The sequence below is a fragment of the Jeotgalibacillus sp. S-D1 genome (assembly GCF_004358665.1).
In the GTDB taxonomy this organism is placed as follows: Bacteria; Bacillota; Bacilli; order Bacillales; family Jeotgalibacillaceae; genus Jeotgalibacillus.
The window spans coordinates 42,775-68,344 of sequence record NZ_SMZR01000008.1; the positions used below are offsets into that span (position 1 = coordinate 42,775).

General features: G+C 43.2%; 25 protein-coding genes, 1 rRNA gene and 2 riboswitches. Of the genes, 3 read left to right on the forward strand and 23 right to left on the reverse strand.

The window, feature by feature from the left end:
* Positions 1 to 20: 20 nt before the first annotated feature.
* Both E2R51_RS17615 and E2R51_RS17620 read right to left on the reverse strand, forming a co-directional pair.
* The gene (locus E2R51_RS17615) at positions 21 to 1,073 is read right to left on the reverse strand and encodes a DUF3048 domain-containing protein (protein ID WP_133378413.1); all 1,053 of its coding nucleotides are present in this window, start codon (positions 1,071 to 1,073) and stop codon (positions 21 to 23) included.
* A gap of 41 nt (positions 1,074 to 1,114) precedes the next feature.
* A complete protein-coding gene (locus E2R51_RS17620) occupies positions 1,115 to 2,848 on the reverse strand; it encodes an adenine deaminase C-terminal domain-containing protein (RefSeq protein WP_133378414.1) in 1,734 nt (577 codons plus the stop codon).
* A gap of 150 nt (positions 2,849 to 2,998) precedes the next feature.
* Between E2R51_RS17620 and E2R51_RS17625 the strand changes: the two genes are divergently transcribed.
* Complete coding sequence (locus E2R51_RS17625) at positions 2,999 to 3,274, forward strand: YgaP family membrane protein (RefSeq protein ID WP_165967268.1); 276 nt, start codon at positions 2,999 to 3,001, stop codon at positions 3,272 to 3,274.
* A gap of 187 nt (positions 3,275 to 3,461) precedes the next feature.
* Positions 3,462 to 3,782, forward strand: coding sequence for a helix-turn-helix domain-containing protein (locus E2R51_RS17630; protein WP_133378416.1), 321 nt, complete (start codon positions 3,462 to 3,464; stop codon positions 3,780 to 3,782).
* A gap of 59 nt (positions 3,783 to 3,841) precedes the next feature.
* Here E2R51_RS17630 and E2R51_RS19895 read toward each other — a convergent pair whose 3' ends face one another.
* The 20 genes from E2R51_RS19895 to nadB all read right to left on the reverse strand — a co-directional run bounded on the left by E2R51_RS19895 (position 3,842) and on the right by nadB (position 23,898).
* Positions 3,842 to 3,985, reverse strand: coding sequence for a hypothetical protein (locus E2R51_RS19895; RefSeq protein WP_165967269.1), 144 nt, complete (start codon positions 3,983 to 3,985; stop codon positions 3,842 to 3,844).
* Positions 3,986 to 4,021: 36 nt separating this feature from the next.
* Positions 4,022 to 4,120, reverse strand: a riboswitch (cyclic di-GMP riboswitch).
* A 784-nt stretch (positions 4,121 to 4,904) separates the two neighbouring features.
* Positions 4,905 to 6,161, reverse strand: coding sequence for a phosphoribosylamine--glycine ligase (gene purD / locus E2R51_RS17635; RefSeq protein ID WP_133378417.1), 1,257 nt, complete (start codon positions 6,159 to 6,161; stop codon positions 4,905 to 4,907).
* A 191-nt stretch (positions 6,162 to 6,352) separates the two neighbouring features.
* The gene (gene purH, locus E2R51_RS17640) at positions 6,353 to 7,885 is read right to left on the reverse strand and encodes a bifunctional phosphoribosylaminoimidazolecarboxamide formyltransferase/IMP cyclohydrolase (protein WP_133378418.1); all 1,533 of its coding nucleotides are present in this window, start codon (positions 7,883 to 7,885) and stop codon (positions 6,353 to 6,355) included.
* Between the two features lie 26 nt (positions 7,886 to 7,911).
* A complete protein-coding gene (gene purN, locus E2R51_RS17645; protein WP_133378419.1) occupies positions 7,912 to 8,490 on the reverse strand; it encodes a phosphoribosylglycinamide formyltransferase in 579 nt (192 codons plus the stop codon).
* A 12-nt stretch (positions 8,491 to 8,502) separates the two neighbouring features.
* Positions 8,503 to 9,543 carry a phosphoribosylformylglycinamidine cyclo-ligase gene (gene purM, locus E2R51_RS17650; protein WP_133378420.1) on the reverse strand — a complete coding sequence of 347 codons (1,041 nt, stop codon included), beginning with the start codon at positions 9,541 to 9,543 and terminating at the stop codon, positions 8,503 to 8,505.
* 11 nt (positions 9,544 to 9,554) lie between these two features.
* Positions 9,555 to 10,976 carry an amidophosphoribosyltransferase gene (purF, locus tag E2R51_RS17655; RefSeq protein WP_133378421.1) on the reverse strand — a complete coding sequence of 474 codons (1,422 nt, stop codon included), beginning with the start codon at positions 10,974 to 10,976 and terminating at the stop codon, positions 9,555 to 9,557.
* Positions 10,961 to 13,180: a phosphoribosylformylglycinamidine synthase subunit PurL gene (purL, locus tag E2R51_RS17660; protein ID WP_133378422.1), complete on the reverse strand. Its 2,220-nt coding sequence runs from the start codon at positions 13,178 to 13,180 to the stop codon at positions 10,961 to 10,963. Before purL ends, purF begins: the two co-directional genes overlap by 16 nt.
* The gene (gene purQ, locus E2R51_RS17665) at positions 13,164 to 13,850 is read right to left on the reverse strand and encodes a phosphoribosylformylglycinamidine synthase subunit PurQ (protein ID WP_133378423.1); all 687 of its coding nucleotides are present in this window, start codon (positions 13,848 to 13,850) and stop codon (positions 13,164 to 13,166) included. Before purQ ends, purL begins: the two co-directional genes overlap by 17 nt.
* Complete coding sequence (gene purS, locus E2R51_RS17670; protein WP_133378424.1) at positions 13,847 to 14,101, reverse strand: phosphoribosylformylglycinamidine synthase subunit PurS; 255 nt, start codon at positions 14,099 to 14,101, stop codon at positions 13,847 to 13,849. Before purS ends, purQ begins: the two co-directional genes overlap by 4 nt.
* Positions 14,098 to 14,814: a phosphoribosylaminoimidazolesuccinocarboxamide synthase gene (gene purC / locus E2R51_RS17675; RefSeq protein ID WP_133378425.1), complete on the reverse strand. Its 717-nt coding sequence runs from the start codon at positions 14,812 to 14,814 to the stop codon at positions 14,098 to 14,100. The genes purS and purC overlap by 4 nt, the downstream gene beginning before the upstream one ends.
* Positions 14,815 to 14,918: 104 nt before the next feature.
* The gene (gene purB, locus E2R51_RS17680) at positions 14,919 to 16,214 is read right to left on the reverse strand and encodes an adenylosuccinate lyase (protein ID WP_133378426.1); all 1,296 of its coding nucleotides are present in this window, start codon (positions 16,212 to 16,214) and stop codon (positions 14,919 to 14,921) included.
* Positions 16,215 to 16,228: 14 nt separating this feature from the next.
* Positions 16,229 to 17,356: a 5-(carboxyamino)imidazole ribonucleotide synthase gene (gene purK / locus E2R51_RS17685; RefSeq protein ID WP_133378427.1), complete on the reverse strand. Its 1,128-nt coding sequence runs from the start codon at positions 17,354 to 17,356 to the stop codon at positions 16,229 to 16,231.
* Positions 17,349 to 17,840, reverse strand: a complete 492-nt coding sequence (purE, locus tag E2R51_RS17690; protein WP_133378428.1) for a 5-(carboxyamino)imidazole ribonucleotide mutase — start codon at positions 17,838 to 17,840, stop codon at positions 17,349 to 17,351. Before purE ends, purK begins: the two co-directional genes overlap by 8 nt.
* A 142-nt stretch (positions 17,841 to 17,982) precedes the next feature.
* Positions 17,983 to 18,084, reverse strand: a riboswitch (purine riboswitch).
* Between the two features lie 80 nt (positions 18,085 to 18,164).
* Entirely contained in the window at positions 18,165 to 18,362 is a 198-nt protein-coding gene (locus E2R51_RS17695) for an NETI motif-containing protein (protein WP_306462134.1), read from the reverse strand.
* Positions 18,355 to 18,912 carry a DUF2179 domain-containing protein gene (locus tag E2R51_RS17700; RefSeq protein ID WP_133378429.1) on the reverse strand — a complete coding sequence of 186 codons (558 nt, stop codon included), beginning with the start codon at positions 18,910 to 18,912 and terminating at the stop codon, positions 18,355 to 18,357. The genes E2R51_RS17695 and E2R51_RS17700 overlap by 8 nt, the downstream gene beginning before the upstream one ends.
* 170 nt (positions 18,913 to 19,082) lie before the next feature.
* On the reverse strand, positions 19,083 to 19,745 hold the full coding sequence (locus tag E2R51_RS17705) for a type 1 glutamine amidotransferase domain-containing protein (protein ID WP_133378430.1): 663 nt from the start codon (positions 19,743 to 19,745) through the stop codon (positions 19,083 to 19,085).
* A gap of 239 nt (positions 19,746 to 19,984) precedes the next feature.
* Positions 19,985 to 20,329, reverse strand: coding sequence for a hypothetical protein (locus tag E2R51_RS17710; RefSeq protein WP_133378431.1), 345 nt, complete (start codon positions 20,327 to 20,329; stop codon positions 19,985 to 19,987).
* 79 nt (positions 20,330 to 20,408) lie between these two features.
* Entirely contained in the window at positions 20,409 to 21,497 is a 1,089-nt protein-coding gene (gene nadA / locus E2R51_RS17715) for a quinolinate synthase NadA (protein ID WP_133378432.1), read from the reverse strand.
* Positions 21,498 to 21,509: 12 nt separating this feature from the next.
* The gene (nadC, locus tag E2R51_RS17720) at positions 21,510 to 22,346 is read right to left on the reverse strand and encodes a carboxylating nicotinate-nucleotide diphosphorylase (RefSeq protein ID WP_133378433.1); all 837 of its coding nucleotides are present in this window, start codon (positions 22,344 to 22,346) and stop codon (positions 21,510 to 21,512) included.
* Positions 22,300 to 23,898, reverse strand: coding sequence for an L-aspartate oxidase (gene nadB / locus E2R51_RS17725; protein ID WP_165967270.1), 1,599 nt, complete (start codon positions 23,896 to 23,898; stop codon positions 22,300 to 22,302). Before nadB ends, nadC begins: the two co-directional genes overlap by 47 nt.
* A gap of 104 nt (positions 23,899 to 24,002) precedes the next feature.
* Here nadB and E2R51_RS17730 point away from each other — a divergent pair, with 104 nt between their 5' ends.
* Positions 24,003 to 25,133, forward strand: coding sequence for an IscS subfamily cysteine desulfurase (locus E2R51_RS17730; protein ID WP_133378435.1), 1,131 nt, complete (start codon positions 24,003 to 24,005; stop codon positions 25,131 to 25,133).
* Between the two features lie 310 nt (positions 25,134 to 25,443).
* Here E2R51_RS17730 and rrf read toward each other — a convergent pair.
* A 5S ribosomal RNA gene (gene rrf, locus E2R51_RS17735) occupies positions 25,444 to 25,559 on the reverse strand.
* Positions 25,560 to 25,570: the final 11 nt, after the last annotated feature.

Genomic DNA, 25,570 nt, shown 5'->3' on the forward strand with positions numbered 1-25,570 from the left:
TAGGAACGACTCCTTTAATGTTATTCGTGTATAGTTACAGACTGTTCAAATCCAGTGGTTTTAGGGATAATATGGATCCAGCTTAATCCAGGGGCCATTGGGGCAGGCTTATCATCAATAAACGGAATCATTCTCCCATTTACATCCTTCCAGGTCATCTGGCTCAACTCGCCTCGTTGAAAAACATACGCGTCTCCACCCGATACTAAATCAATCATTAAACGTCCCTCATCATCAACAATCTGATGGTCCGCTTCTAAAACGATGACATTCGATATGGATACAGCTTCCTGCGTTTCCTGGTCTATAGTTGTTTCACCATTGATCATACGTGTGTATGTATGGGAGGTAGGGTCATATTGATATTTACTATTGTAATCGGCATTTTCATTAACCGATACTGAGAAAGAAACTGCATCAGCGGCTTCAGAGCCAATTGGATCCTCTTGGAAAATGATCGCTTCCGGCGCACCTTCTAATGAATCGCCCTGGCGCTCCGCCCCTTCTTGAATCAACTCGTAGCTGCTGTAAGAATTATGAGGGGCCTCCCGGTCAGAAGAGCGGATAAATAATTCCCCGTCATATTTTATTCCATTCATATGTTCAATAACACCGGCTTCAAGCATCTCTAAAGCATCCGGACTGTATCCATGGGCCACAAAAAAACTGTCGAAGCCTTTAGCTAATTGAATATGGTAATCCCGTGCACTGCGAATGGGTCCTACCCGGTCTGGCAATTGGCTTTGATAAATGGCCAGTAGGCGGGTGATTCCCCCTTCTGCCAGCAACTCGTATACGAGATCTGCTTCAGCAAGTCCGCTTTGAGGACGAGCCTGCTTATGATTATTTAAAATTACGGAAACGGCACGCTGGTCATATTCTGCATTTGAAGGTTTTCCTGTTAAAGGAAAAATCGGATTGATGGATGGCGCATCTACTGTTACGGCTTCTTTATTTTCTTCTCCAATAGGCGATTCACTCGATTGATTTACTGAATTTTGCTCTTCTGCTTTTTGAACCTGACTGCAGCCCGCTGTTAAACACGCAAAAAACACCAGTAAAAACCGTTTCATGCCTCTGCCACCTTTTATTTAATTTTTCTTACTTTCTCATTTTAACGCATTATCGTTGGAAAGAGTACCGTTTTCTTTTTAACATCGTACAGTCCTCTTTCAGTAATTCGAATATACGGCAAATGAGTAGAGGATAAAAATAGCAGGGTATACACCGGGTCACCATGTTCATAGCCCCTGCTTTTCAATATCTCCTTTAAGGCTTCTTCCTTATCCATCACTTGCTCCATCGGTTCCAAGGACATAACTCCGCCAATCGCCAGAGGTATTTCATGCAAAACCTCTCCCCGGTCGGCGACGACGATCCCCCCGTTAAGTTCTTTTATCCGATTGAATGCAGCTGTCATATCCCGTTTGTTTTTTCCAATCAGCAGGATGTCTCCTGAGTTTGAAAAGGAAGATCCAAGCCCGCCAAGATCCTCAGCAAATCCTTTTATCAACGTGCATATTTTCCATTTTCCATATCGGTCAATTAACATTAAAAAACATTCATCACTGTTGCGGTCCAATTCTTCTGTTGCCGCATCAATTTGGATGGAATACGGCTTTGTAATAACATTATTCACCATCTCAATTCCACATGGCATAGAGAACTGAAGATCATCTTCCTGCAGTTCCCAATCCAATTCGAGTGGAGGAATCATAGACCAGTCAGGCTGTTGCAGGGACAAAACGCTTTTTCCATCCCTCTTCATCCACTGCCCTCTGGACATGACTGACTCCGGAGTAGGGTTTTCCTTTGAGGTCAGTATATTGAGAGTTGCCTGACGGCCGGTCGCCACCATCCCCTGCATTGATTCCATTCGGTAATATTTTGCAATCGAATAGGAGGCCATATGATAAGCTTCAATTGGATCAATTCCTTCATCTAAAGCAATTCTGATCAGCTGATCCATGACGCCTTCCCGGTAAAAGGAAGGGGTTGAGCCATCGGTTGTCATCATAAGAGAATCAAATGATCTCAGCCCTTTGTCCTTTAATTCTTTCAGGAGCTTTGGAAGATCTGGACGAATTGACGAATGTCTTAAGGTTACAGCAAGCCCCTGCTCCAGCCGCATCCAGGCCTCTTCTCCAGTCATGGCTTCATGATCCCCCGTGACGCCAAGCAATGCCATTTTTGCAACCGTTTTTTCCGAAGCTCCCGGTAAATGACCTTCTATCCGTTTATAATTCAGCTTAGCCTCCTGCATCCAGCTTAAAAGCAGATCATCTCCAGCTAACAGCTTTGGCCAGCTTGTCATTTCTCCTGCCAAAAGGACATTCGGATCATTGAGCCAATTCCTAACCTCACCATTTGTAAAGTATTCTTCTTCGTCAGAAAGCTCCGTTTGAGAGTCCAGCCTGGTCCACCAGTAAAATGATAGCGGCGACTCTTTGAACTGCTGAATAAAAGGAAGCGCTTTCTTTTTTTCGTTTAATAAAAGCATCATCAGGTTGTCCTGAATAAAGGTAGTCGTCCCTCCCTGAGATGCATACTCAGCAAAAGATTGGGGATTATAAAGCTGGAAAGGATGAACATGAGGCTCAATATAGCCTGGGACAATCCATTTATCTGACATATTGATTATTTCAGTATTACGTGTATTCTCAGGAAGCTCTTTTCCCACATAAACAATCCGATCCTGGTAAACCCATATGTTCCCCTTTGTCCACATGCTTAAGGAAGAGTTTAAATAATTGGCATCTTCCAGCACGATGGTTGGGGCAATCGTACCTTCCAGTATCGCTGTATGCTCTCGTAAATGTGGTATCTTCCAGGGAAAGCGTTGACCCATTGTATTGTTCTCCTCCTGATCATCCATGCTTACGTAACGTCTTTAATGCAGTTAGACACATGAAAATAGTAGTTTCATCGTACCATATTCTGCCCGTTAACGCATTAAAGACACACAGTTTCACAAAACTTTCATACAGGAGTGATGATGATGGAAACGAATATTGGTAAAGTTAATTCATTTATCCGCACAATCATTGGTTTTACAGTACTTAGTTACGCTACAGCCCGCATGTCAAAAAAACCATGGAAACAGTCTTATGTTCTATTGGCCTTATTAGGTGCCATGAAAGTGGCTGAAGGGTTAATGCATTATTGTCCAATGGTTGCGTTGTGGCAGCGCAGGAATAATTGGATGGACGATGCCATGTTCTGGGAAAATGAAACAAGTAATGATTTGTACAGCAGCACAGAAAAAGGTGAGTAATCCCTCGTTTTTATACTAACCTATCTTAATAATGAATTTTTAACACAATTCGTCACAATTCACCAATAATTCGACATTTTAACGCATTGGTATGCTATAATAATGTGCGTTATAGTGTGGATTATTATCAAGTATGTTAAAATTGTTATATGTAAGCATTTTAAATACTTCAAGGTGTGTGATGGAAATGATAGGTGATCGAGTTAAGACGTTGCGCAAAGAAAAAAAAATGTCTCTTTCTGAACTTGCCGAACAAGCAGGAGTTGCCAAATCATATGTAAGTTCGCTGGAACGAAACCTTCAACAGAACCCATCCATTCAATTTTTAGAAAAAATAGCCCCAGTACTTGGTGTATCAGTCAATGCCTTGCTAGATCCTGGTGATGATCAGGAAAACGTTGACGCAGACTGGGTGAATTTAGCTAAAGCTGCAATGGATTCCGGCATCTCAAAAGAACAGTTCAAGGAATTTATCGAATTTAATAAATGGCGAATCAATAAAACATGACCTGGCATCATTTTATGCTCAGGTCATGTTTTTTAGTATAATCCGTCAATAATATTAGTCTAAAAGGCCCTTCTGACTTCAGCGTCCTCATAAGATTCCCTGCTGCTTAAAAAATCAAAAATTTCCGTTTCCGAGATCCCAGTTCCAAGTGCTTCCTTAATCAATGCGACCCATTCCAAATCAAGTTCCATTTTTTTACCCATTGTTTTTCCCTCCCGAAAATACTAAATTGCAGTACCTCAGGCGGCTCAGCCATCTTAGCATCTATCTTTTTATCTCTATGCCTTAGACCCGTAGCTTTGCGTCCCAATTTTTCAATTGGTTTGCCTTTATCTGGTGTTTTAAAACCCATAAGCAGGAGAAGTCATTGTTAATCATGCGCCAGTACTTTGAGCTATGAGTATTTGATCTTATCTTACCACCGATATAATTCCTCATAAATAGTTATATAGCACTAATCAATCGGTCTTTTTCAACATTCTCTATTGATTTAAAAGATAGATGTGTAGTATAATGTCTTTTTTTGTCGATAGATGGCGTTATTTGAATTATTTTCTCTTACAATATCTTCATTTTTCAGGATATTTGTTCAAGTAAAATTCACTGGACAAAAAGTGATGACAATTAATCTGTTTACCGCTACTATTGAAATGTAATTTCCCGCTGCCTCACTCCTTTATCACTAATTTTCGCATCAGTGTTTTATGGTCCATTTCACACGATGTTCTATATATAGAACTTATTACCGTAAGTATACGATTTACTTTCGATTTATTAAATGTGCAAATTTCTCCTTTTCTTCTTAAGAAAAACCCATTACCTAAAAAATACTACCTGATGCTCCATTTTTTAAAGATTTAGAATTATTTAATTACTATTCTTAATAAAGAAAAAAGGCTGGGACAAAAGTGTCTCAACCTCTTTAAACCGGTTCACTGCGCTTCAGGCGGCGCTTTCCGCAGGGACTCTGCTTTAGCCTCCACAGGCTTCGCCATGCGGAGTCTCAGCTTGCCGTCATATCCTGCAGGAGTCGCCACCTTCCACTCCGTTCGCCTCATGTTCTTATAGAAAATAGTCTCCATTATATACTTTTGGCGGTTTTGTCCCCCTTACCCTAGTCCTCTATAATGAAGATATTGCCCTGTGCGCAATATCCTTACGATAATATAATCCGTCCGCTTTTTTTTCTTTCAGATAGGCATAGACGTTTTTTTGCGCCTGCCCTATTGTTTTACCCATACGGGCAGCCAGCAGGACTCTGCCTCCTGTCGAAACAAGCTGTCCTTCTTCCAGCTCTGTTCCGGCATGGAATATGAACTCATGGTCCTGAGTGAATTCGTGTAACTTTATTCCTTTTTGATAATTGCCTGGATATCCTTCCGCAGCTAATACAACACCAGCGATCGGTCGGGGGTCCCAATCAACCTCTTCCGTTTCACCCTGCAGCAGCTTTAAAATAAGCTGGGCCAAATCAGAATTCATTCTTGGCAGCACTACCTGTGTTTCAGGGTCACCGAAGCGGGCATTAAATTCAATGACCTTTGGCCCCTCACTTGTCAGTATCAGGCCAGCATAGAGAACGCCAGTGAACGGTCTTCCTTCTGTAATCATTGCATCAACAACCGGCTGAAGGATTTCTTTCATTGCATGCTTTGTCAAATTTTCAGGCAAATGCGCTACTGGCGAATATGCACCCATTCCGCCGGTATTTGGTCCTTTATCACCGTCATATGCTCTTTTATGATCCTGCGCAATCTCCAGCGGGATAATCTTGTCCTGGTGAACAAGCGCCATAAGGGAAAACTCTTCCCCTTCTAAAAATTCCTCAATCACAATCTGACTCGAAGAAGACCCAAATTGCTGATGAATGAGCATATCTTCTATGGCATCCATCGCTTCTTTTTGTGACATAGCAACAACGACACCTTTTCCGGCAGCAAGCCCGTCCGCTTTTATCACAATAGGCGCACCATGTTTAAGAATGTACTCCTTCGCCGATTCAGCATCAGTAAAGGTTTCATAGGCTGCAGTGGGCACATTATATTTTTTCATCAGATCCTTCGCGTAGGACTTGCTTCCTTCTATAATAGCAGCTTCTTTTGAAGGGCCGAAAATGGTGAGACCCTCACTTAAAAAACGATCCACTATTCCTTCTGCCAAGGGCTGTTCAGGTCCGACGATCGTAAGGGCAATATCATTTTCTCTGGCAAACTGCACAAGTAATTCCTGGCTGCTTTCATCAATATCGACTCTTGTAGCCGTATTTGCGATTCCTGCATTTCCTGGAGCACAAAAAACACGGCTGACTGATTTTGCCTGCGAAAGGGTCCAGCAGATTGCATGTTCTCTTCCTCCACGGCCTATAACCAAAACGTTCATAATCGAGCTCCCTTCTTTGAGACTTTGGTCTTTTACAATTTTACTATATTATATCGGACTTTCTTAAACGCGGCTGTTGATTGCAGCACGCTTAAATATAAAAAGAGGCTGACTCAAATTCGAGTGAGTCAGCCGTAAGGACATGGACATGAGTAAGATATTTTTGACATGGAATATCTTACGTATCGTGATTAATGCTTAAAGTGCCTAACGCCTGTTAAGACCATTGAAATACCATATTCGTTAGCTTTTTTAATGGAATCTTCATCGCGAATAGAACCGCCTGTTTGAATAATAGCTGTAATACCGGCTTTTGCTGCTGCTTCGACCGTATCATCCATTGGAAAGAAAGCATCGGATGCGAGGCTTGCACCTCTTGCACGTTCACCAGCTTGTTCAAGCGCAATTTTAGCAGCCCCCACACGATTCATCTGACCTGCTCCAATTCCAACCGTCATATTTGAATCTGCAACAACGATTGCATTCGATTTAACGTGTTTCACCACCTTCCAAGCCATTTTCATTGCATCCCATTCCTGATCTGTCGGCTGTCTATCCGTTACAACACGAACATCACCGTTTTCCAATGTGAAATGGTCCTGGTCCTGCACAAGCAAACCGCCCTCCACAGACGTATAAATAAGCTCATGCTCGGTTTTGCGGTCAAATGGAACAGTCAGCAGACGCAGGTTTTTCTTCGTCGTTAAAATGGCCATTGCTTCATCTGTAAAAGCAGGAGCAATGATGATTTCCAAAAAGATTTGCACTAATTTTTCTGCAGTTTTTCCATCAACAGCCCGGTTAAACGCAACGATGCCGCCAAAAATGGATGTTGAATCACTTTCAAAAGCTTTTAGAAATGCTTCATAAGGGCTTGCTCCAGTTCCAACACCGCAGGGATTCATATGTTTCACTGCCACCGCGGCAGGCTCTCCAAAGTCTTTCACGATTTGAAGTGCTGCATCGGCGTCTTTAATATTGTTATAGGAAAGCTCCTTGCCATGATGCTGTCTTGCATGGGCTACTGAAAACTCTGAACCCAGAGGATTGCGGTAAAAGGCTGCCTGCTGATGCGGGTTTTCTCCGTAGCGCAGGTCCTGCTGACGTTCATATGTAATGGTCATCCGCTCAGGGTTTTCTTCACCAGCTTCTTTAGTCAGGTACTGTGAAATATAAGCGTCATAAGCAGCTGTATGGCGGAATACTTTAGCTGCCAGCTTGCGTCTGGTGCCTGCGTCAACTGCCCCCTGTTTAAGCTGCGTGATCACCTGCTCATAATCCAGTGCATCCACAATAACTGTAATATAGGCATGATTTTTAGCTGCAGCGCGAAGCATCGTTGGTCCGCCTATATCAATATTTTCAATTGCTTCATCAACTGTAACAGTCGGTTTGCTGATTGTTTGCTGGAAAGGATACAAATTAACACATACCAGATCAATTGGCTGAATTCCCTGTTCCTCAAGCTGTCTGATATGCTCTTCATTATCCTGCTTGGCTAAAAGTCCTCCGTGAATGGAAGGGTGCAATGTTTTCACTCTTCCTTCAAGTATTTCCGGGAAGCCGGTGATTTCATCGACCCCTTTCACTGCCACATTGTTTTCCTGAAGCAGTTTTTTTGTGCCCCCTGTGGACAATATTTCATATCCAAGCTGCTGGAGTTGTTCTGCAAATTCCACAACTCCTGCTTTATCTGACACGCTAATGAGTGCACGCTTTGCCATCTTCATTCCTCCATAAATTCAGGTTATCAATTCTGGATGTTTTGGTTAAAAAGCTTTTGCAGTGTAGAAGGATAGAGCTGATGCTCAATTTGATGTATTTTGAGTTCAATATCTGACCGCTCCATTTTATCTTCAACATGAAAAGAACACTGCGATATAATCGGACCGGTATCCATTCCTTCATCAACAAAATGAACCGTTACACCCATCACTTTTACACCGTAATCGATCGCTTGCCCAACAGCGTCCTTACCGGCAAAAGCAGGTAAAAGAGAAGGATGGATGTTAATAATTCTTTTTTCATATGAGGTTAGAAGTACCCGTCCAATCAATCGCATATAGCCAGCTAATACAATCCACTTTATTTCTTTTTGCTGCAATTTGGAAAGGATCACCTTTTCATACTCTTCTTTAGAAGAAAAGGTTTTTGCCTGAAAAACAAACACCTCAATACCCGCCTGCTTTGCCCGTTCAATCACATAGGCATTGGGTCTGTCGCATACCAGCAGTTCGATGGTTGCTGACAGCTTATTCCTCTCGATTGCATCGATCATTGCTTGTACATTACTTCCATTTCCAGAAGCAAATAAGGCTATTTTCGTCATGATGATCTCTCCTTACAACTGTGCCGAAAACAATACTTCTTTGTTTTCAGAGCGGGTTACCCGGCCGATCACATAGCCTTTTTCACCTGATTCACTAATGGCAGCCATCGCCTCGTCCACTTCATCTTCCTGTACAACTGCAACAAAACCAATTCCCATGTTAAAAACATGGAACAATTCATCCTGACTCATGCCCGCAGCTTCTTGAATCAAATGAAAAACTGGATGAACCGGCCAGCTTCCCTGGTGAATCGACACGCCAAACCCTTCCGGAAGCATGCGCGGCAGATTTTCATAAAACCCGCCTCCTGTCACATGGGCCATCCCCTTTACATCAACCCGTTTAAGCAGCGGGATGACAGTTTTGGCGTACAGTTTTGTTGGTGTCAACAGCACTTCTCCAAGGGGCTGATCAAATCCTTCCAGCGTTTCATCAAGGCTGTATCCTTTATCTTCTAAAAGACTTTTGCGAACCAGCGAGTAGCCATTGCTGTGAATACCGCTGGATGGAAGGCCGATTAACACATGGCCTTCTTCAATTGCATCACCTGTCACGATCGCAGATTTTTCACAGGCTCCAACAGCAAATCCTGCCATATCGTACTCATCTTCTTCGTACATTCCAGGCATTTCAGCGGTTTCCCCGCCAATGAGTGCACATCCTGATTGTTCACAGCCGTCAGCGATTCCTTTTACGAGCTGTTCAATTTTCTCAGGAACAGCTTTCCCAACAGCCAAATAGTCGAGGAAATATAGCGGTTCCGCTCCCTGTGCAATAATGTCGTTTACACACATTGCCACACAGTCAATGCCAATCGTATCATGGCGGTCCATTGAGAATGCCAGACGGAGCTTTGTGCCCACCCCGTCAGTTCCTGAAATTAGTACAGGCTCCTTGTATTGCAGTGACGATAAATCAAACATGCCGCCGAAGCTTCCAAAAGGTCCCATAACACCGGGCCGGCTTGTTCTTTTTACATGCTTCTTCATTCGTTCAACCGACTCGTACCCTGCTTCAATATTTACTCCCGCCTGACGGTACGCATTAGACATGTTGTTTCCTCCTAGTGTGTTAGCTCTTTTTCATAGGGGTGAAGCGTATCCGGGTAAATCTCTGTTGGATATTTACCTGTAAAGCAGGCCAGACAATGGCCGCGGTTTTCATCTGCATCCGGACGCCCGATCGCTTCAACCATGCCCTCAACAGAGATAAAGCTAAGAGAATCTGCACCAATGATGGAACGGATTTCTTCCACTGAATTCTTACTTGCAATTAATTCTTCATGTGTGCTCGTATCAATTCCGTAAAAACATGGATTTTTTATAGGCGGCGAACTAATCACAACATGTACCTCGGTTGCCCCTGCATCCTTTAGCATTTTTACGATTCTTCTGCTTGTCGTACCGCGGACGATTGAATCATCTACCATAACAACACGTTTTCCTTCTACAACTCCGCGTACTGGTGAAAGCTTCATTTTCACACCCTGTTCACGCAGCTCCTGAGAAGGCTGAATAAAAGTACGGCCGATGTAACGGTTTTTAATCAAACCCATCTCATATGGGATATTGGCTGCTTCTGCGTAGCCAATCGCAGCAGAAATACTTGAGTCAGGCACCCCTGTCACTACATCTGCTTCAATGGGAAACTCCGATGCCAGCTGTTTGCCAAGCCGCTTTCTTGCACTGTGAACATTCAGGCCGTCAATATCGCTGTCAGGACGTGAAAAATACACATATTCCATTGTGCAAATCGACCGGTTTGTCGCATAAGTAAAACGTTCTGATCGGATGCCTTCATCATTTATAATTAACAGCTCACCCGGTTCAACCGAACGAATATATTCCGCTCCAATAATATCAAACGCACAGGTTTCAGATGCAACGACATAGCCGTCGCCAATCTTGCCAAGGGAAAGAGGACGCAGTCCATTAGGATCAAGTGCCACCATGAGCTCTGTTTCCGTCATAATGACGAAAGCATAAGCTCCCTTCAGCATCGTTAGAGCATTTTTCACTCGTTCCTTGGCATTTTCATAGCCGCTGCGTTTAATTAAGTGGGCCAGCACTTCGGTGTCCGATGTTGTCTGAAATATGCTTCCCTGGCGTTCTAATTGATGTTTAAGAGCATTGGCATTCACAAGGTTTCCATTATGAGCCAGTGCAAGGCTGCTAGTCTGAGAACGAAACAGCAAAGGCTGAACATTCTCATAGCCTCCTCCACCTGCAGTCGTGTAGCGGACATGGCCTACAGCGCCATGTCCTTTCAATCCATCCAGCTGCGCTTGACTAAAAACCTCAGTTACCAGCCCTTCACCTTTATGACTGGTGATCTCCAGACCATTGGATGCAACAATACCGGCTCCTTCTTGCCCGCGATGCTGTAGGCTTTGAAGAGCATAGTACGTTAATTGTGCCGCTTGTTCATGACCCCAAATTCCAAATACACCACACTCTTCATTAAGCCCTCTTAGCTCAGCAAGCATGCGATCGCTCCTCTCCAACTAGCTTCAAAGTCTTGTACAGGACGATTGACAACAGCCTGGCCTTCGTTTCTGATAATAAGCGCCGATTGAGCTGTTACATGTCCGATTTTTTCTGCATCTGCCACTAATTTTTCAAACGCTGCTTGGTTTTCCGGATCGACAGAAACGAGAAAACGGGATTGTGTTTCACTGAACAATGCAGTAATAACCGACCCATTTGTATCCACTTCCACCCCAAGTCCGTCAGTTCCAAAAGTAGACTCAGCAAGCGCTACAGCAAGACCACCTTCAGCCAGATCATGCGCCGATGAGATGAGCCCATTCTGAATTGCTTGAAGAAGCTGCGCCTGTCGTCCTGACTCTATCGTTAAATCAAGCTCTGGCGATTTGCCAAATATGTTTCCATGAACAAGCTTTTGAAGCTCGCTGCCGCCAAATTCAGTAGCAGTTTCACCGATCACATAGACAAGATCCCCGGCTTTTTTAAAGCTTTGCGTTGTAATATGGTCAACATTTTCAATCAAACCAACCATTCCAACAACCGGTGTCGGGTAAACTGCCGTTCCATTTGTTTCATTATAAAGAGACACATTGCCTCCAATAACCGGAGCGTTAAGCACATTACACGCTTCGCTCATTCCGTCAACTGCCTTTTCCATTTGCCAGAAAATCTCCGGCTTTTCAGGATTGCCGAAATTCAGGCAATCTGTAATCGCAAGCGGCAGTCCGCCTGAGCAGACAATGTTTCGCGCAGCTTCAGCCACTGCAATCTTGCCGCCTGTCTCCGGATCCAGATAAAGATAGCGGGAGTTGCAATCCGTTGTCATTGCGAGCGCTTTTTCAGTACCGCGGATTCGCAGCACGGCAGCATCTGATCCCGGTGTTACTACAGTGTTTGTCCGAACCTGGTAGTCATATTGATCATAAACCCATTCCTTGCTTGCAATGGTCGGCTGTTTTAAAAGCTTCAGTAATGTTTCTTCTATATTTTCAACCTCGGGCTCAGTGTTTTCGATTGCCTGAAATTCACGATAATAACGCGGTTCACTTGACGGTTTATGATATACAGGTGCATCTTCAGCAAGCGCATCAACCGGAACGTCAGCAATCGTTTCACCTTTATGAATTAAACGGAGATGATGATCATCAGTTACGTGCCCGACTGCCACTGCATCAAGATCGTATTTATGGAACAATTCCTGAATCTCTTTTTCCCGTCCTTTTTCAATAACAATTAACATACGCTCCTGCGATTCTGAGAGCATCATCTCATAACCTGTCATACCGGTTTCGCGCTGAGGAACCAGGTCAAGATCCATCTCTATACCTGAACCGGCTTTACTGGCCATTTCCGCTGATGAACTTGTTAAGCCCGCAGCACCCATGTCCTGAATTCCAATCAGCGCATCAGACTTGATCAATTCCAGACATGCTTCAAGAAGAAGCTTTTCCATAAATGGATCGCCCACTTGAACAGCGGGGCGTTTTTCCTCGGAAGCATCACTTAATTCCTCTGATGCAAATGTCGCACCGTGTATTCCGTCACGCCCGGTTTTTGCCCCTACATACATGACCGTATTCCCTACACCTTTTGCCTGGCCCTTTTGTATGTCTTTATGGTCAATTAACCCAACACACATAGCATTTACTAAAGGATTGCCATCATAAGAAGCGTCAAACTGAATTTCGCCGCCGACTGTCGGGATGCCAATACAGTTTCCGTAGCCTGCAATCCCTGCCACTACTTCTTCGAAAAGGTACCGAACACGAGCAGAATCCAATTCTCCAAAGCGTAAAGAGTTGAGGATCGCGATGGGTCTTGCTCCCATTGAAAATACATCACGTATAATGCCGCCGACACCCGTTGCTGCACCCTGGTAAGGTTCGATCGCAGAAGGGTGGTTATGGCTTTCAATTTTAAATGCCACTGCTTGCCCGTCTCCAATATCAACGATTCCTGCTCCTTCACCCGGCCCCTGCAATACGCGTTCTCCTGTAACGGGGAATTTTTTCAGCAACGGCTTCGAATTTTTGTAGCTGCAGTGCTCCGACCACATAACAGAAAATAATCCGAGTTCTGTATAATTTGGAAGGCGGCCTAAAATGGATTCAACCATTCCAAACTCCTCATCAGTTAATCCCATTTCACGGTATATTTTATCGTTTTTAATATCTTGAGCTGTTGGTTCAAGCAGTAATGACATTTGAGTCCCTCCAGTGCTTCACAATCGATTGAAACAATTTAAGTCCGTCTGCGCTTCCGAGTAGCGAATCTACTGCACGTTCCGGGTGTGGCATCATCCCAAGAACATTTCCTTTTGAGTTGGTAATGCCCGCAATATCTCCTAAACTTCCATTAGGATTTTCTAAAGCATAGGTAAAGGCAATCTGCCCGTTATCTTTCAGCTGATTATACGTTTTATCATCACAATAATAGTTCCCCTCGCCGTGCGCAATCGGGATTTGAATCATTTGGCCTTCTTCATAGTTTTTGGTAAACATTGTGTCGTTGTTTTCCACACGCAGTCCTACCGTACGGCACATAAATTTCAGCTTTTTGTTGCGAAGCATGGCGCCTGGCAGCAGCCCCGCTTCAAGCAGAATTTGAAAACCATTGCATACGCCCAATACCGGCTTGCCTGCTTCAGCTGCTTTCACTACTTCTTTCATCACGCTTGAAAAGCGGGCAATCGACCCCGAACGAAGGTAATCACCATAGGAGAATCCCCCCGGCAGCAAGATGCCATCAAATCCATCTAAGTTCTCTGTATCATGCCAGACAAACTCTGCTTCTTCCCCAAGCTCATCCTTTATCGCATGGTACATATCGATATCACAATTCGAACCTGGAAATACTATCACCGCAAATTTCATGTTGTGACAGCCTCCTCCACCTCATATTCATAGTCTTCAATTACTGTATTTGCCAGCAGCTTTTCACACATTTCCTTTACTACATCATCTATCGGACGTTCGGTTGGTTCAATTAAAACCTCTAAGTATTTACCGATGCGTACATCCTGCACCTCATGGTAATTTAATGCATGCAGCGAGCTTTTAACTGCTGTCCCTTGAGGATCTAGTACACTTTCTCTTAATGTAACGTGAATTTTAACCTTCATCATGATGAAACGCCTCCCAGTCGTGTAAAAACGGTTTGATATGCATCTGTTAAACTTCCTAAATCTCTTCTGAAAACATCTTTATCTAGTTTTTGCTTAGTTTTTGCATCCCATAACCGGCATGTGTCTGGCGAAATTTCATCCGCCAAAAGAATTGAGCCATCTGCAGCCCGTCCAAATTCCAATTTAAAATCAATCAGATCTACATCGATCGCTGTAAAGAATCTTGTCAGAACCTTATTGATTTCAAGGGCTTTTTCTCTAAGTACTGTCAGTTCATCCGGCTGAGCTAATGACAAGATGGAAATATGATCTTCATTAATCAGCGGATCCCCCAGGTCATCATCTTTGTAATACCATTCGACGATTGTATGCGGAAGCGTCTTGCCTTCCTCAAGTCCAATTCTTTTGGCCAATGTGCCAGCAGCAACATTGCGCACGACTACTTCAATTGGAATGATTTCTACATGGCGTACAAGCTGCTCATGATCGGAAAGTTTTTGCACAAAATGTGATTCAATTCCTTCTGCTTTTAATTTTTCAAACAGAAGACTTGTAATCAAGTTATTCAGCTGCCCTTTGCCTTCAATGTTCGCTTTTTTTTCTCCATTAAATGCGGTAGCAGAATCCTTGTATTCCAGCCAAAGAATTCCTGGTTCGTCTGTTGAATACAATCGTTTTGCTTTTCCTTCGTAGAGCATTTGCCCTTTTTCCATGTATCCTTCACTCCCTGATAATCGGAATTTTGAATCTATTAATTTTGTATTAAGGGCAACCCGTCCGGCCCCAAAGTAATGGGATAGGACGGAGTTGCTTTGATTTAATTTAATCCCAGTCTTGTAAAAATCGTTTCCACATGCTGAAGGTGATAGTTGTAATCGAAGCAGTCTTCAATTTCCTCAGGCGAAAGCCTAGATGTGATGGCTTCCTCCGCTTCCACAAGTTCACGGAAATGGACTTGCTTTTCCCATGCCTCCATCGCTTTCGGCTGAACTGTATCGTATGCTTCTTCACGGGACAGGCCTTTATCAATAAGAGCCAGCAGCACACGCTGGGAATAAATCAACCCTAATGTGCGATCCATATTGCGCTTCATATTTTCAGGGAATACGGTAAGGTTCTTAATGATATTGCCAAACCGGTTAAGCATATAATTCAATGCGATTGTTGCATCCGGAAGAATTACGCGTTCCGCTGAAGAATGAGAGATATCCCGTTCATGCCAAAGTGGAACATTCTCATATGCCGTTTGCATATAGCCTCTGATCAGACGAGCAAGCCCCGTCATATTTTCAGAACCGATTGGGTTCCGTTTATGCGGCATTGCAGAAGAACCCTTCTGTCCTTTTGCAAAATACTCCTCTACTTCTCTTGTCTCACTTTTTTGCAATGAGCGTACTTCCACTGCAAATTTCTCAACTGATGTTGCAATTAGAGCTAACGTCGCCATGTAATCAGCATGTCGATCGCGCTGCAGGGTCTGAGTTGAAATCGGTGCTGCCTGAAGCCCTAATTGTTCGCACACGTACGATTCAACAAACGGGTTAATATTTGCATAGGTTCCTACAGCGCCGGACATTTTGCCGAATTCAACGCCTGAAGCTGATTGTTTAAAACGCTCAAGGTTGCGCTTCATTTCCTCATGCCACAACGCAAGCTTTAAACCGAATGTTGTCGGCTCAGCATGCACACCGTGAGTACGTCCCATCATGACGGTTAATTTATGTTCTTTTGCCTTGACTGCTAAAATATCAACAAAGTTTTCAAGGTCTCTTAGAAGAATTTCGTTTGCTTGTCTTAGTAAGTATGAAAGTGCTGTATCGACCACATCAGTTGAAGTTAAGCCATAATGAACCCACTTCTTTTCTGCTCCGAGTGTTTCTGATACTGCCCGTGTAAAAGCAACTACATCATGGCGGGTTTCTTCTTCTATCTCTTTAATACGATTGACATCAAATGAAGCATTGGCACGTATTTTCTGAACATCCTCTTTTGGAATATCGCCAATTTCTGCCCAGGCCTCACAAGCCAGTATTTCAACTTCCAGCCAGGCTTGAAAACGGTTTTGTTCAGTCCAGATATTGCCCATTTCAGGACGGGTATAACGTTCGATCATCGTGTTACCTCCAATTATGTTGTCTTCCAGATTTGTGACGCATTGATTTGATTCAGCGTTTCATTTATGTTGGCCGTCATAATCGTCACATGGCCCATTTTTCGGTTTTCTTTCGGTTGTTCTTTTCCATATAGATGAATCGACCAATTAGCGTAGCGGCCAATACTTTCAACTACCGGTTCTACATGCTGGCCCAGAACATTCACCATGACAACTGGTTTGATAAGCGCTGTACTTTTCAGCGGCCAGTTGCAAATCGCCCGGATATGCTGATGGAACTGGGATGTTTCACAGGCTTCTATCGAAAAATGACCTGAGTTATGCGGTCTTGGTGCAAGCTCATTCACAAAAATTTCTCCTGTGTCCTTAACAAACATCTCAACAGCGAGTGTTCCCACAAGCTCAATGGCATCTGCAATTTGCAGTGCAAGGGTTATAGCCAGTCTGCTGACTTCCGGCTCTAATCTTGCCGGCACAATGGACTCATGTAAAATATGATTCAAATGAACATTTTCAGCAATTGGCAGCGTAGTTGTCTGCCCCGATGAATTTCGGTGGACAATCACGGAAATCTCTTTCTCAAATGAAACAAACGATTCAGCAACACAAGGTCCGTGCTGCTTGATCAGTGCTTCCCCTTCTAAAAGATCTTCAACCGAATTCAGCTTCACTTGCCCTTTCCCATCATAGCCGCCAGTTAATGTCTTTAAAACAGCCGGAAAACCGAACGTTTCTATCTTATCATATAATTCTTGTTCGTTTTCAATGATTTTATAGGAAGCAACCGGCACCTTCGCACGGTCCAGCATTTCTTTTTCTAAACGGCGGTTCTGCGTAATCCTGATCAGTTCAGATCCTTGCGGGATAAGACTAATCTCTCCCAGCCATTCAAGCGCTTCTGCGTTAATATTCTCAAACTCATACGTGATAACATCGCTAGCATCTGCAAGTGCCTTCAAGGCGTCACGATCGTCAAACGCTGCAGTTATTTCAATGTCTGCTACTTGTCCGCATGGTGAGTTTTTTGCCGGATCAAGCACCGCAATTTTAAATCCCGCTTCCTTAGCGGCAAGTGCCATCATTCTGCCAAGCTGACCGCCGCCTATGATTCCAATGGTTTGACCAGGGAGAATTCTATTCATAAAGGTCACCGCTGCTTTTTAAGACATTTACTTCACTTTCTTTTCTTCTTGCCTCCAGCCGATCTGCTATTTCCGGCTGACTGACAGAAAGTATTTGAGCTGAGAGCAGCCCGGCATTTACAGCACCAGCATCGCCGATCGCTACTGTCGCTACAGGCACGCCGCCTGGCATTTGTACGATAGACAATAAGGAATCCATACCATTTAATGCCTTCGACTTAATGGGTACTCCAATTACAGGAAGTGTCGTTTTGCTTGCGACCATGCCAGGCAGATGGGCAGCTCCCCCTGCACCGGCAATGATAACCTTGATACCCCTTTGTCTTGCGCCGCTTGCATACTCAAACATTAAATCAGGGGTACGGTGTGCGCTGACTACCTGTTTTTCATACGCTATATCCAGTTCATCAAGTATTTCACAAGCTTTTTTCATCGTTGGCCAATCTGATGTGCTTCCCATTATTACACCTATTGATGCTGTCATCGTCTCACTCCAATAATCTGATAGTTGACTGTAAGGGCAATAAAAAACCCAGGTCAACAAATTTCCTCCTCTAATGAAGGAAAGTTGCTCACCTGGGTCCTGAATGCGTCCTCTATACACTTAAAAAAGGGCATAGCGGATCCAAGGCATCACTTTCCCTCATAGTCCAGTCATTTACGGTAACCGGGTAGAAACTTCTGGGCCATATTCCCATGATTATATGAGGTTTGTATGCTTTATTCGTTTTGTTTATCTCGTATTCATCATAACAAGGTGACATGATGGCGTCAACCTTAAGGCGAACAATTTAAGCATTAAATATTTTTATTGTTCGCTTTTGATTCCCTGAAATCGTATTTTCTGCCTTACAGGCTCTTTTTTTACAGAAGATCCCTCTTTAATTTCTTTGAAAATCGGTTCCTCCATACGCCGGATCGGCATGTAGCCAAGAGATGCCATTCGATTCAGGCATTCATCAATGGTTTCATTTTCTTCTACGTCAAACCACATTTTATTACTCAACTTTCTTTTCCTCCTGAGCGATGCGTTTTCTTACACTCTTAACCCAGAAGCCTCCATGGATCGCTTTCGGTTCGTACGAAATAATAAAGGCCTTTGGATCAATCTCTTTTATCCGCTGGTACAGCTTTAGTTCATATTTTCTTGGGGTCAGAATCTGCATGGCCCATCTTCCGCCTTCCAGGCCGTTTGCTTCCCAGTCAGTAACACCATATCCCAGTTCCCGCAGCTTCTTAGGCAGACCAAGACCATTATCCATTGTAATGACATTTACTGTTATATATCCAAGGGCCAGTTTTTCTTCAATTTTCATCCCGACAATAACTCCAATCCCATATCCTACGGCATAAGCAATCAGATTTTGGATTTCATTTAAATTATCGAGTACGAGTCCCAAACCAACAACATAGATTACCACTTCAATCATACTTACACCTGCTGCGAGGTAGCGGTATCCTTTAAGCGTCAAAATCATACGCATCGTAAAAAAAGATACATAAAAGATGTTGATGGCAAAAATAATTATTACCATTATTAATCCATTTTCAAGCACAGTAGTTCCTCCTTCTACTCTATAACAAACTCATTTATGGAAAGATTACGTCACGTCAGATACAAAAGCAATCCTACTAGTGAATACCTGAAAAGTAAAGGCTAATGTTGATGTCACATATGCAGGAAAATAAAAAAACACAGGGAAAACGCTCCCCGTGTTTTTTGACACTACTTTCCTAATGCTTGGACAAAAGCTTCCGCTGTTTTTTGACTCGACTGCGGATTTTGACCCGTGATGAATTTACCGTCCTTCACTACATGGTCAGCCCAATTTCCCTGAGCTACAAAGTGGGCTCCCTGTTCTTCAAGCTTCGACTGAAGTAAGAAAGGCATAAAGGAATCAAGCCCTGTTTCTTTTTCCTCTTCATCAGTAAAGGCTGTCATTTTTTTGTTCTTAACAAGGAATGTTCCATCTGACAATTCAACATCTACAAAACCTGCCGGACCATGGCAGACAGCACCAATTACTTTATTATTTTCAGCAAAGTGAGCCAATCCGTCCTGCAGGTGCGGTTCATTAGGCAAGTCAAACATTGTCCCGTGGCCGCCTGGCAGGAAGACACCATCAAAATGATCGAATACCACACTTGAAAGCTGCTCTGTTTGTAATAATTTTTCTTCTGCTTCCTTCCACTCCGAAGGCTGTTCACCTTCAAGGCTGTTAGGATCAAGTGGGATTCCCCCACCTTTAGGGCTAACAACTGTTACTTCAATATTATTTTTTTTGAATTCTACATACGGCTCAGCAAACTCTGACAACCAAAGGCCTGTCGGATGGTCAGCATCAATTTTATCTGTATTCGTTACTACCATTAAAACGCTTTTAGACATGTTTTTATACCACCTTTTAAATTGGTTTATTCTCTTCTTCATAAAATACCCTTCTGTAAATGGAATAAACATAGCGTGTATTTTATCTGAAGGGAAAACGAAATGATGTTACTAAAATATAAAAGGCTGAGACAAATGTCTCAACCTCTTCAAACCGGTTCACTGCGCTTCAGCTCATCGTTTCAATTAAAATAGACTCAATTTACATAATTATTGGAGTTATGTCCTAACTTCTTTTATTATTTTGCACTTCCCACATCCAGTATCTCAACAGGTCCATGATCATCACAGTGATCCCCATGAACATGATGAAGTCGCCCATTCACTAAGAAATCATAGTGGTCGCCATGCGGAACCATCTCGTGGCCGCAATCATCGTTATGAGTACAGCCGCAGTCATATGGCTTGCACTCATCCGGATTCGTTTCACTGACCTCAATTTTACATTCATCCCAATGCCCCTCATGCTCATGGTGCAGATGGCCGTCATGTACATAATCAACATGGTTCTGATGCTTAATCTTCGTGTGACCGCATTTTTCGCTGTGCTGGTGAGTGTGATTACTGTGTGTGTGGTGTGACATGGTTTAATTCCCTCCTATTTTATAATTGACTCTATTCTTATAATATCCACACCTATCACAATTAAACAAAAACTCGGCGTTAAAGCGACAGCATTTTATCCAGCGCCATTTTTGCATACCTGCTTGTTTCTTTATCAACTGATATCTGATTATAAATTTCATTTTTTTCAAGTGATTCAAGGATCCAGGTGAGGTGCGGCAGGTCGATACGGTTCATGGTAAGACAAGGACACATCGTAGGGTTAAGCGAGCGGATTTCGAGTTCTGGAAAGCTGTCTTTCAGACGGTTTACCAAGTTCATCTCTGTGCCAATTGCCCATTTTGATCCCTTCTCTGCCTGTTTTATTGTATCTATAATATATTTTGTAGAACCAGCATCATCTGCAAGCGCAACCACTTCTCTTGTGCATTCAGGATGCACAATGACAGCAACATCCGGCTCTTCACTGCGAAGCTTCCTAATATGGTCTGCCCTAAAGTTCATATGCACGGAACAATGTCCCTTCCATAAAATCACTTTAACGTTCTCCAGATCCCCTTCAAATTCAAGTTTCTCATGTATCGGATCCCAGACTGCCATGCTGGCTAGCGGAATGCCTAAATCATAGGCTGTGTTGCGGCCCAAATGCTGATCTGGCAGAAAAAACAAGCGCTCTTTTTTCTCAAAAGCCCATTGCACCATTTTTTTTGCATTGGAAGAGGTAACAGTTGCTCCCCCTTTTTTACCAACAAACGCTTTAATTGCTGCTGTTGAATTTACATAGGTGACAGGCAGAATCGTATCTCCAAACAATTGCTGCAGCTTTTCCCACCCGCGTTCAGTTTGATTTATATCCGCCATATCAGCCATTGAACAGCCCGCTCTCAAGTCTGGCAGCACAACCTTCTGATGATCAGCAGCCAGGATGTCTGCTGTCTCTGCCATAAAATGAACACCGCAAAAAACAATGTATTCTGCTTGTTGACGGCTTGAAGCCATTTGAGCGAGCTGCAATGAATCACCAGTTACATCTGCAAATTGAATCACTTCATCTTTTTGATAGTGATGGCCCGGTATAAAAAGACGGTCCCCAAATCTTTCTTTTACTGCCGCTGCTCGTTTGACCAGTTCCATATATTGCATTTCTTTATACCGTTCCGGCATTTTTGTCACTAAATCCAATAGCATACTGTTTCCTCCTTACGTCAATTTTATATCCAGGCTAATATCCAGACTTTTTACGGAGTGGGTAATAAAACCCAGCGATATATAATCCACACCGCAAGCGCTGTATTCTTCAAGCTTATTCAGGGTAATGCCGCCGGAAGCTTCTGTGACGATTCCTTCGGGAACATCTGCTATCCAATTTTTAATAGTTTTAGGACTGCAGTTATCAAACATGATGATATCTGCCTTTGATTCAATCGCCTGGTGAAGCTGCTCCTGCGTTTCGATTTCCACTTCAATTTTAACCATATGACCTATTTGGCTTCTTACTCTTTCCACCGCATTTTTAATGGAACCTGCATATTCAATATGATTGTCTTTCAGCATGACTCCATCATATAAACCAAACCGGTGATTCATCCCGCCTCCGCAGCGGACTGCATATTTTTCAAACATTCTTAGACCAGGGGTTGTTTTTCTGGTGTCGCATATTTTCGTATGGGTGCTGTTAAGTGTTTTGACTGCCTGATCCGTCAATGTCGCAATTCCACTCATCCGCTGGATTAAATTCAGCACTACTCTCTCGCCTGTCAGCAGGGATTGAACCGGCCCGGTAATAAGAGCTATACGTTCACCTGCTTCTGCCAGCTCACCGTCCTGCTTATACAAGGCAACGCTGACAGCCGAATCAATCAGTCCATACAACTCATTAATCAGCATTAATCCAGATAAAATGCCACGTTCCTTAACAATAAATTCTGCTTTTCCATGATCACTGGAATTAAATAAAGACTGACTCGTTATATCCAGGTCCTGTACATCCTCAAGTAAAAACTGCTCCAGCAGCTTTCTGGCTTTTATCATATTCATTAGATCCGAGACCTCCGTTTAAGCTATTTTGATTGATCTGCTGGATAATCCGCATACCAGCCCACTCTTCCTTTTTTTCTGGAAAATCGGTACAGTAATGGGCTCCCCTGCTTTCCTTTCTCTCAAAAGCTGACTTGGCAATTAAATAGGCAGCTGTTGCTTGATGAATAAACGTAAGATCCACTGGTGTATACGCGATCAGATTTCTATAATCAACCTCAGCTATTTGTTCCTTTAGCTTTCTCTGCAACATATTTAATTTTTCTGATGAACGTTCAATTCCCGCATGAGTTAACATCAGCTTTCTTATTTCCTCTATCGTGATGGATCGAACAAGCCTTTTCCCTGCACTTTGACTTTGTTTAAATGCTCTAATAGGTCTTGTTATAGGCTGTTCATTTAGAAAATCGGCTAGTGCTCTCCCGTATACAAGCCCCTCTAATAATGAATTACTTGCCAGACGATTAGCCCCGTGAACACCTGAACAGGCCGCTTCCCCCACTGCATAAAGTCCAGGCAAGGATGTTTGTCCCACACCATTTACCATAATGCCTCCCATATGAAAGTGGGCCCCGGGCTTTACCGGGATCAAACCATCTGATAAGTTAACTCCTTCACCCCTGCATATCGCTGAAATGGTTGGAAACTTTTTTGTGAATTCTTTCACATATTTGATCGATAAATAAATCTTCTCTCCCCGGAGAATCCTTCGGAACACTTCTCTTGCTACGATGTCTCTAGGTGCAAGGTCTTCTAACGGATGAATATTCTTCATAATTCGCTCACCAGTATCGGTGACTAAAACTGCTCCCTCTCCCCGTACCGCTTCTGAAACAAGTCTTCCTGGATGGTTTCTGGATGCCATAACGGTGGGATGAAATTGAACAAACTCCAAATCTGCCAGTTTTGCTCCTGCATAGTAAGCCAGAGAAAGACCTTCTCCATTTGCTGTATCCGCATTTGAGGTGCACTGATACAAATTGCCGCATCCTCCGGTGGCTAAGACTACATGGCTGCCAAAAATAGAAGATATGTCCCCTTCTTTTCCTGAAACATTTATCCCAATGCATCGATCATTTTCTACCAGCAAGTCAACAACAGAATGAAATTCAATTTGATCAATATTTTCTCCTATATTTTTATGTAAAAAAGAAGTTAATTTTTTCCCGGTAGCATCCCCGCCGGCGTGCAGAATTCTTCTGCGGGAATGGGCACCCTCCATTCCCAGCGCATATCCTGAAGAGGTACCACAGTCAAATTTCATCCCCTCAGAAATTAATGCGTTCACTACTCCCGGTCCCTGCTGTGTCAAATACGAAACTGCAGCTTGATCACAGTGCCCGTCTCCTGCCAGTAATGTATCTTTATCATGATACTTCCAGTGGTCTTCTTCACTAAAAACGGCAGCAACTCCGCCCTGGGCAAGCATGGAGTTACTAATATCTAAACTTTTATTAGAAATAATAGCAACCTTTAAGTCGGCGGACAATCGGCGTGCAACCGCATACGCAGCAAGACCGCTTCCTGCGATGATAACATCGTAATATCTCAATCTATTACCTCCAAACTTTACAACTGTCTTGACACCTATCTTTACATATCATTAAACTAAATACAATACCTAATCAGCACAGATTATAATTTAGGAGGAAATTTATGATTTACTTAGATTACGCTGCCACTGCCCCTATGAAAGAAGAAGCCATTCAGACCTATATTGAAGCTGTCAGGCGGTATCCTGGAAATCCGAGCAGCTTGCACGACAGCGGTTCAGAGGCAGAGGACCTTTTTGAACAGTGTAAAGAAAAACTTGCCGATCTGCTGCATGGAGATAAAAAAGGCATTTATTTTACTAGCGGGGGTTCAGAATCAAATGATTTAGCCATTCGTTCAATTGCCAAAGGCAATGCTGAGAGAGGACGCCACATTATTACAACTAAGCTTGAACACCCTTCTGTGTTAAGCGCCTTTGCAGCTCTCGAAGAAGATGGGTTTCAGGTCACCTATCTTCCGGTCGATGAACATGGACTTGTCTCTTTATCTTCTATTGAAAACAGTCTGTCTGAACAAACAATTCTGGTAGCTCTTCAGCATGTTAACCATGAAATTGGTACCACTCAGGCTATAAAAGATATAGGATTATTTTTAAAATCAAGAGGAATTATATTGCATTGTGATTGCGTTCAATCTTTTGGAAAGCTGCCGATTGACGTGAAAGAACTTAATATCGATAGTCTGTCAATCTCAAGCCATAAAGTAGGAGGACCTAAAGGGGTTGGCGCAGTTTATATCAATCCTTCAATCCATTGGAAGTCTGTTTATCATCACGCCACCCATCAAAAAGGGTTTCGTCCGGGGACAATAAACGTTCCTGGTATTGCTTCCTTTATTACTGCTGCTTCCATCTCGATAGATGAAATGGATAAGTACCACAGCCACTACGTATCTTTAAAGGAACATTGGTCTAATTTGATCCGTCCCTATTCAAGTTCTCTTAAAATAGAAGGGATGTGCCAGCTTCCTTCGATTATAGGCATGACCAGTAACTGCTTTCAGGGACAATTTCTGATGCTTGAATGCAATCGCAGGCAATTGGCTGTATCGGTTGGCAGCGCGTGTCATATCGGGCAGCAAAATCCTGCCACTACGATAACAGCAATCGGCAAATCCATTGATGAAGCGAATAGGTTTATCCGTATTTCACTTGGACCTAATACAGTGACACATCATTTGGACCTGCTTTTTAATGCTTTATTGCCTTATTTAAAGACAAATGAGGCAATATAGTAAATGGATAAAACTCAAAAGAATAATAGATTTTTAAAATGAGACCGGTTCATTTCCGCTGCAGGCGGCGCTTTCCGCGGGGCGGGGGTGAGCCACTTTTTATGCTGCGCATCTTCAGTGTCTCACCTCTCCCGCTGCATCCCGCAGGAGTCGCCACCTTCCGCTCCAATGAACCTAAGTGTTAGAACTTTTAGTGGTTAATCGTTAATTCAAATAAATGAGTCAGCCCAAGGTTGTTGGTTTAATAAAGAATAAAAGGGATGGAACAACAAAAAAGCCACTCCCACAAGGGGAATGGCTTTTTACTGGTGCCTAGCGACGTCCTACTCTCACAGGGGGAGACCCCCAACTACCATCGGCGCTGAAGAGCTTAACTTCCGTGTTCGGCATGGGAACGGGTGTGACCTCTTCGCTATCATCACTAGACGCTATTAGAA

Excerpts from the sequence above, each read along its gene's own strand:
- E2R51_RS17615 (WP_133378413.1), bottom strand. The coding sequence starts at position 1,073 with ATGAAACGGTTTTTACTGGTGTTTTTTGCGTGTTTAACAGCGGGCTGC.
- E2R51_RS17620 (WP_133378414.1), bottom strand. The coding sequence starts at position 2,848 with ATGGGTCAACGCTTTCCCTGGAAGATACCACATTTACGAGAGCATACA.
- E2R51_RS17625 (WP_165967268.1), top strand. The coding sequence starts at position 2,999 with ATGGAAACGAATATTGGTAAAGTTAATTCATTTATCCGCACAATCATT.
- E2R51_RS17630 (WP_133378416.1), top strand. The coding sequence starts at position 3,462 with ATGATAGGTGATCGAGTTAAGACGTTGCGCAAAGAAAAAAAAATGTCT.
- E2R51_RS19895 (WP_165967269.1), bottom strand. The coding sequence starts at position 3,985 with ATGGGTAAAAAAATGGAACTTGATTTGGAATGGGTCGCATTGATTAAG.
- purD (WP_133378417.1), bottom strand. The coding sequence starts at position 6,161 with ATGAACGTTTTGGTTATAGGCCGTGGAGGAAGAGAACATGCAATCTGC.
- purH (WP_133378418.1), bottom strand. The coding sequence starts at position 7,885 with ATGGCAAAGCGTGCACTCATTAGCGTGTCAGATAAAGCAGGAGTTGTG.
- purN (WP_133378419.1), bottom strand. The coding sequence starts at position 8,490 with ATGACGAAAATAGCCTTATTTGCTTCTGGAAATGGAAGTAATGTACAA.
- purM (WP_133378420.1), bottom strand. The coding sequence starts at position 9,543 with ATGTCTAATGCGTACCGTCAGGCGGGAGTAAATATTGAAGCAGGGTAC.
- purF (WP_133378421.1), bottom strand. The coding sequence starts at position 10,976 with ATGCTTGCTGAGCTAAGAGGGCTTAATGAAGAGTGTGGTGTATTTGGA.
- purL (WP_133378422.1), bottom strand. The coding sequence starts at position 13,180 with ATGTCATTACTGCTTGAACCAACAGCTCAAGATATTAAAAACGATAAA.
- purQ (WP_133378423.1), bottom strand. The coding sequence starts at position 13,850 with ATGAAATTTGCGGTGATAGTATTTCCAGGTTCGAATTGTGATATCGAT.
- purS (WP_133378424.1), bottom strand. The coding sequence starts at position 14,101 with ATGATGAAGGTTAAAATTCACGTTACATTAAGAGAAAGTGTACTAGAT.
- purC (WP_133378425.1), bottom strand. The coding sequence starts at position 14,814 with ATGGAAAAAGGGCAAATGCTCTACGAAGGAAAAGCAAAACGATTGTAT.
- purB (WP_133378426.1), bottom strand. The coding sequence starts at position 16,214 with ATGATCGAACGTTATACCCGTCCTGAAATGGGCAATATCTGGACTGAA.
- purK (WP_133378427.1), bottom strand. The coding sequence starts at position 17,356 with ATGAATAGAATTCTCCCTGGTCAAACCATTGGAATCATAGGCGGCGGT.
- purE (WP_133378428.1), bottom strand. The coding sequence starts at position 17,840 with ATGACAGCATCAATAGGTGTAATAATGGGAAGCACATCAGATTGGCCA.
- E2R51_RS17705 (WP_133378430.1), bottom strand. The coding sequence starts at position 19,745 with ATGTCTAAAAGCGTTTTAATGGTAGTAACGAATACAGATAAAATTGAT.
- E2R51_RS17710 (WP_133378431.1), bottom strand. The coding sequence starts at position 20,329 with ATGTCACACCACACACACAGTAATCACACTCACCAGCACAGCGAAAAA.
- nadA (WP_133378432.1), bottom strand. The coding sequence starts at position 21,497 with ATGCTATTGGATTTAGTGACAAAAATGCCGGAACGGTATAAAGAAATG.
- nadC (WP_133378433.1), bottom strand. The coding sequence starts at position 22,346 with ATGAATATGATAAAAGCCAGAAAGCTGCTGGAGCAGTTTTTACTTGAG.
- E2R51_RS17730 (WP_133378435.1), top strand. The coding sequence starts at position 24,003 with ATGATTTACTTAGATTACGCTGCCACTGCCCCTATGAAAGAAGAAGCC.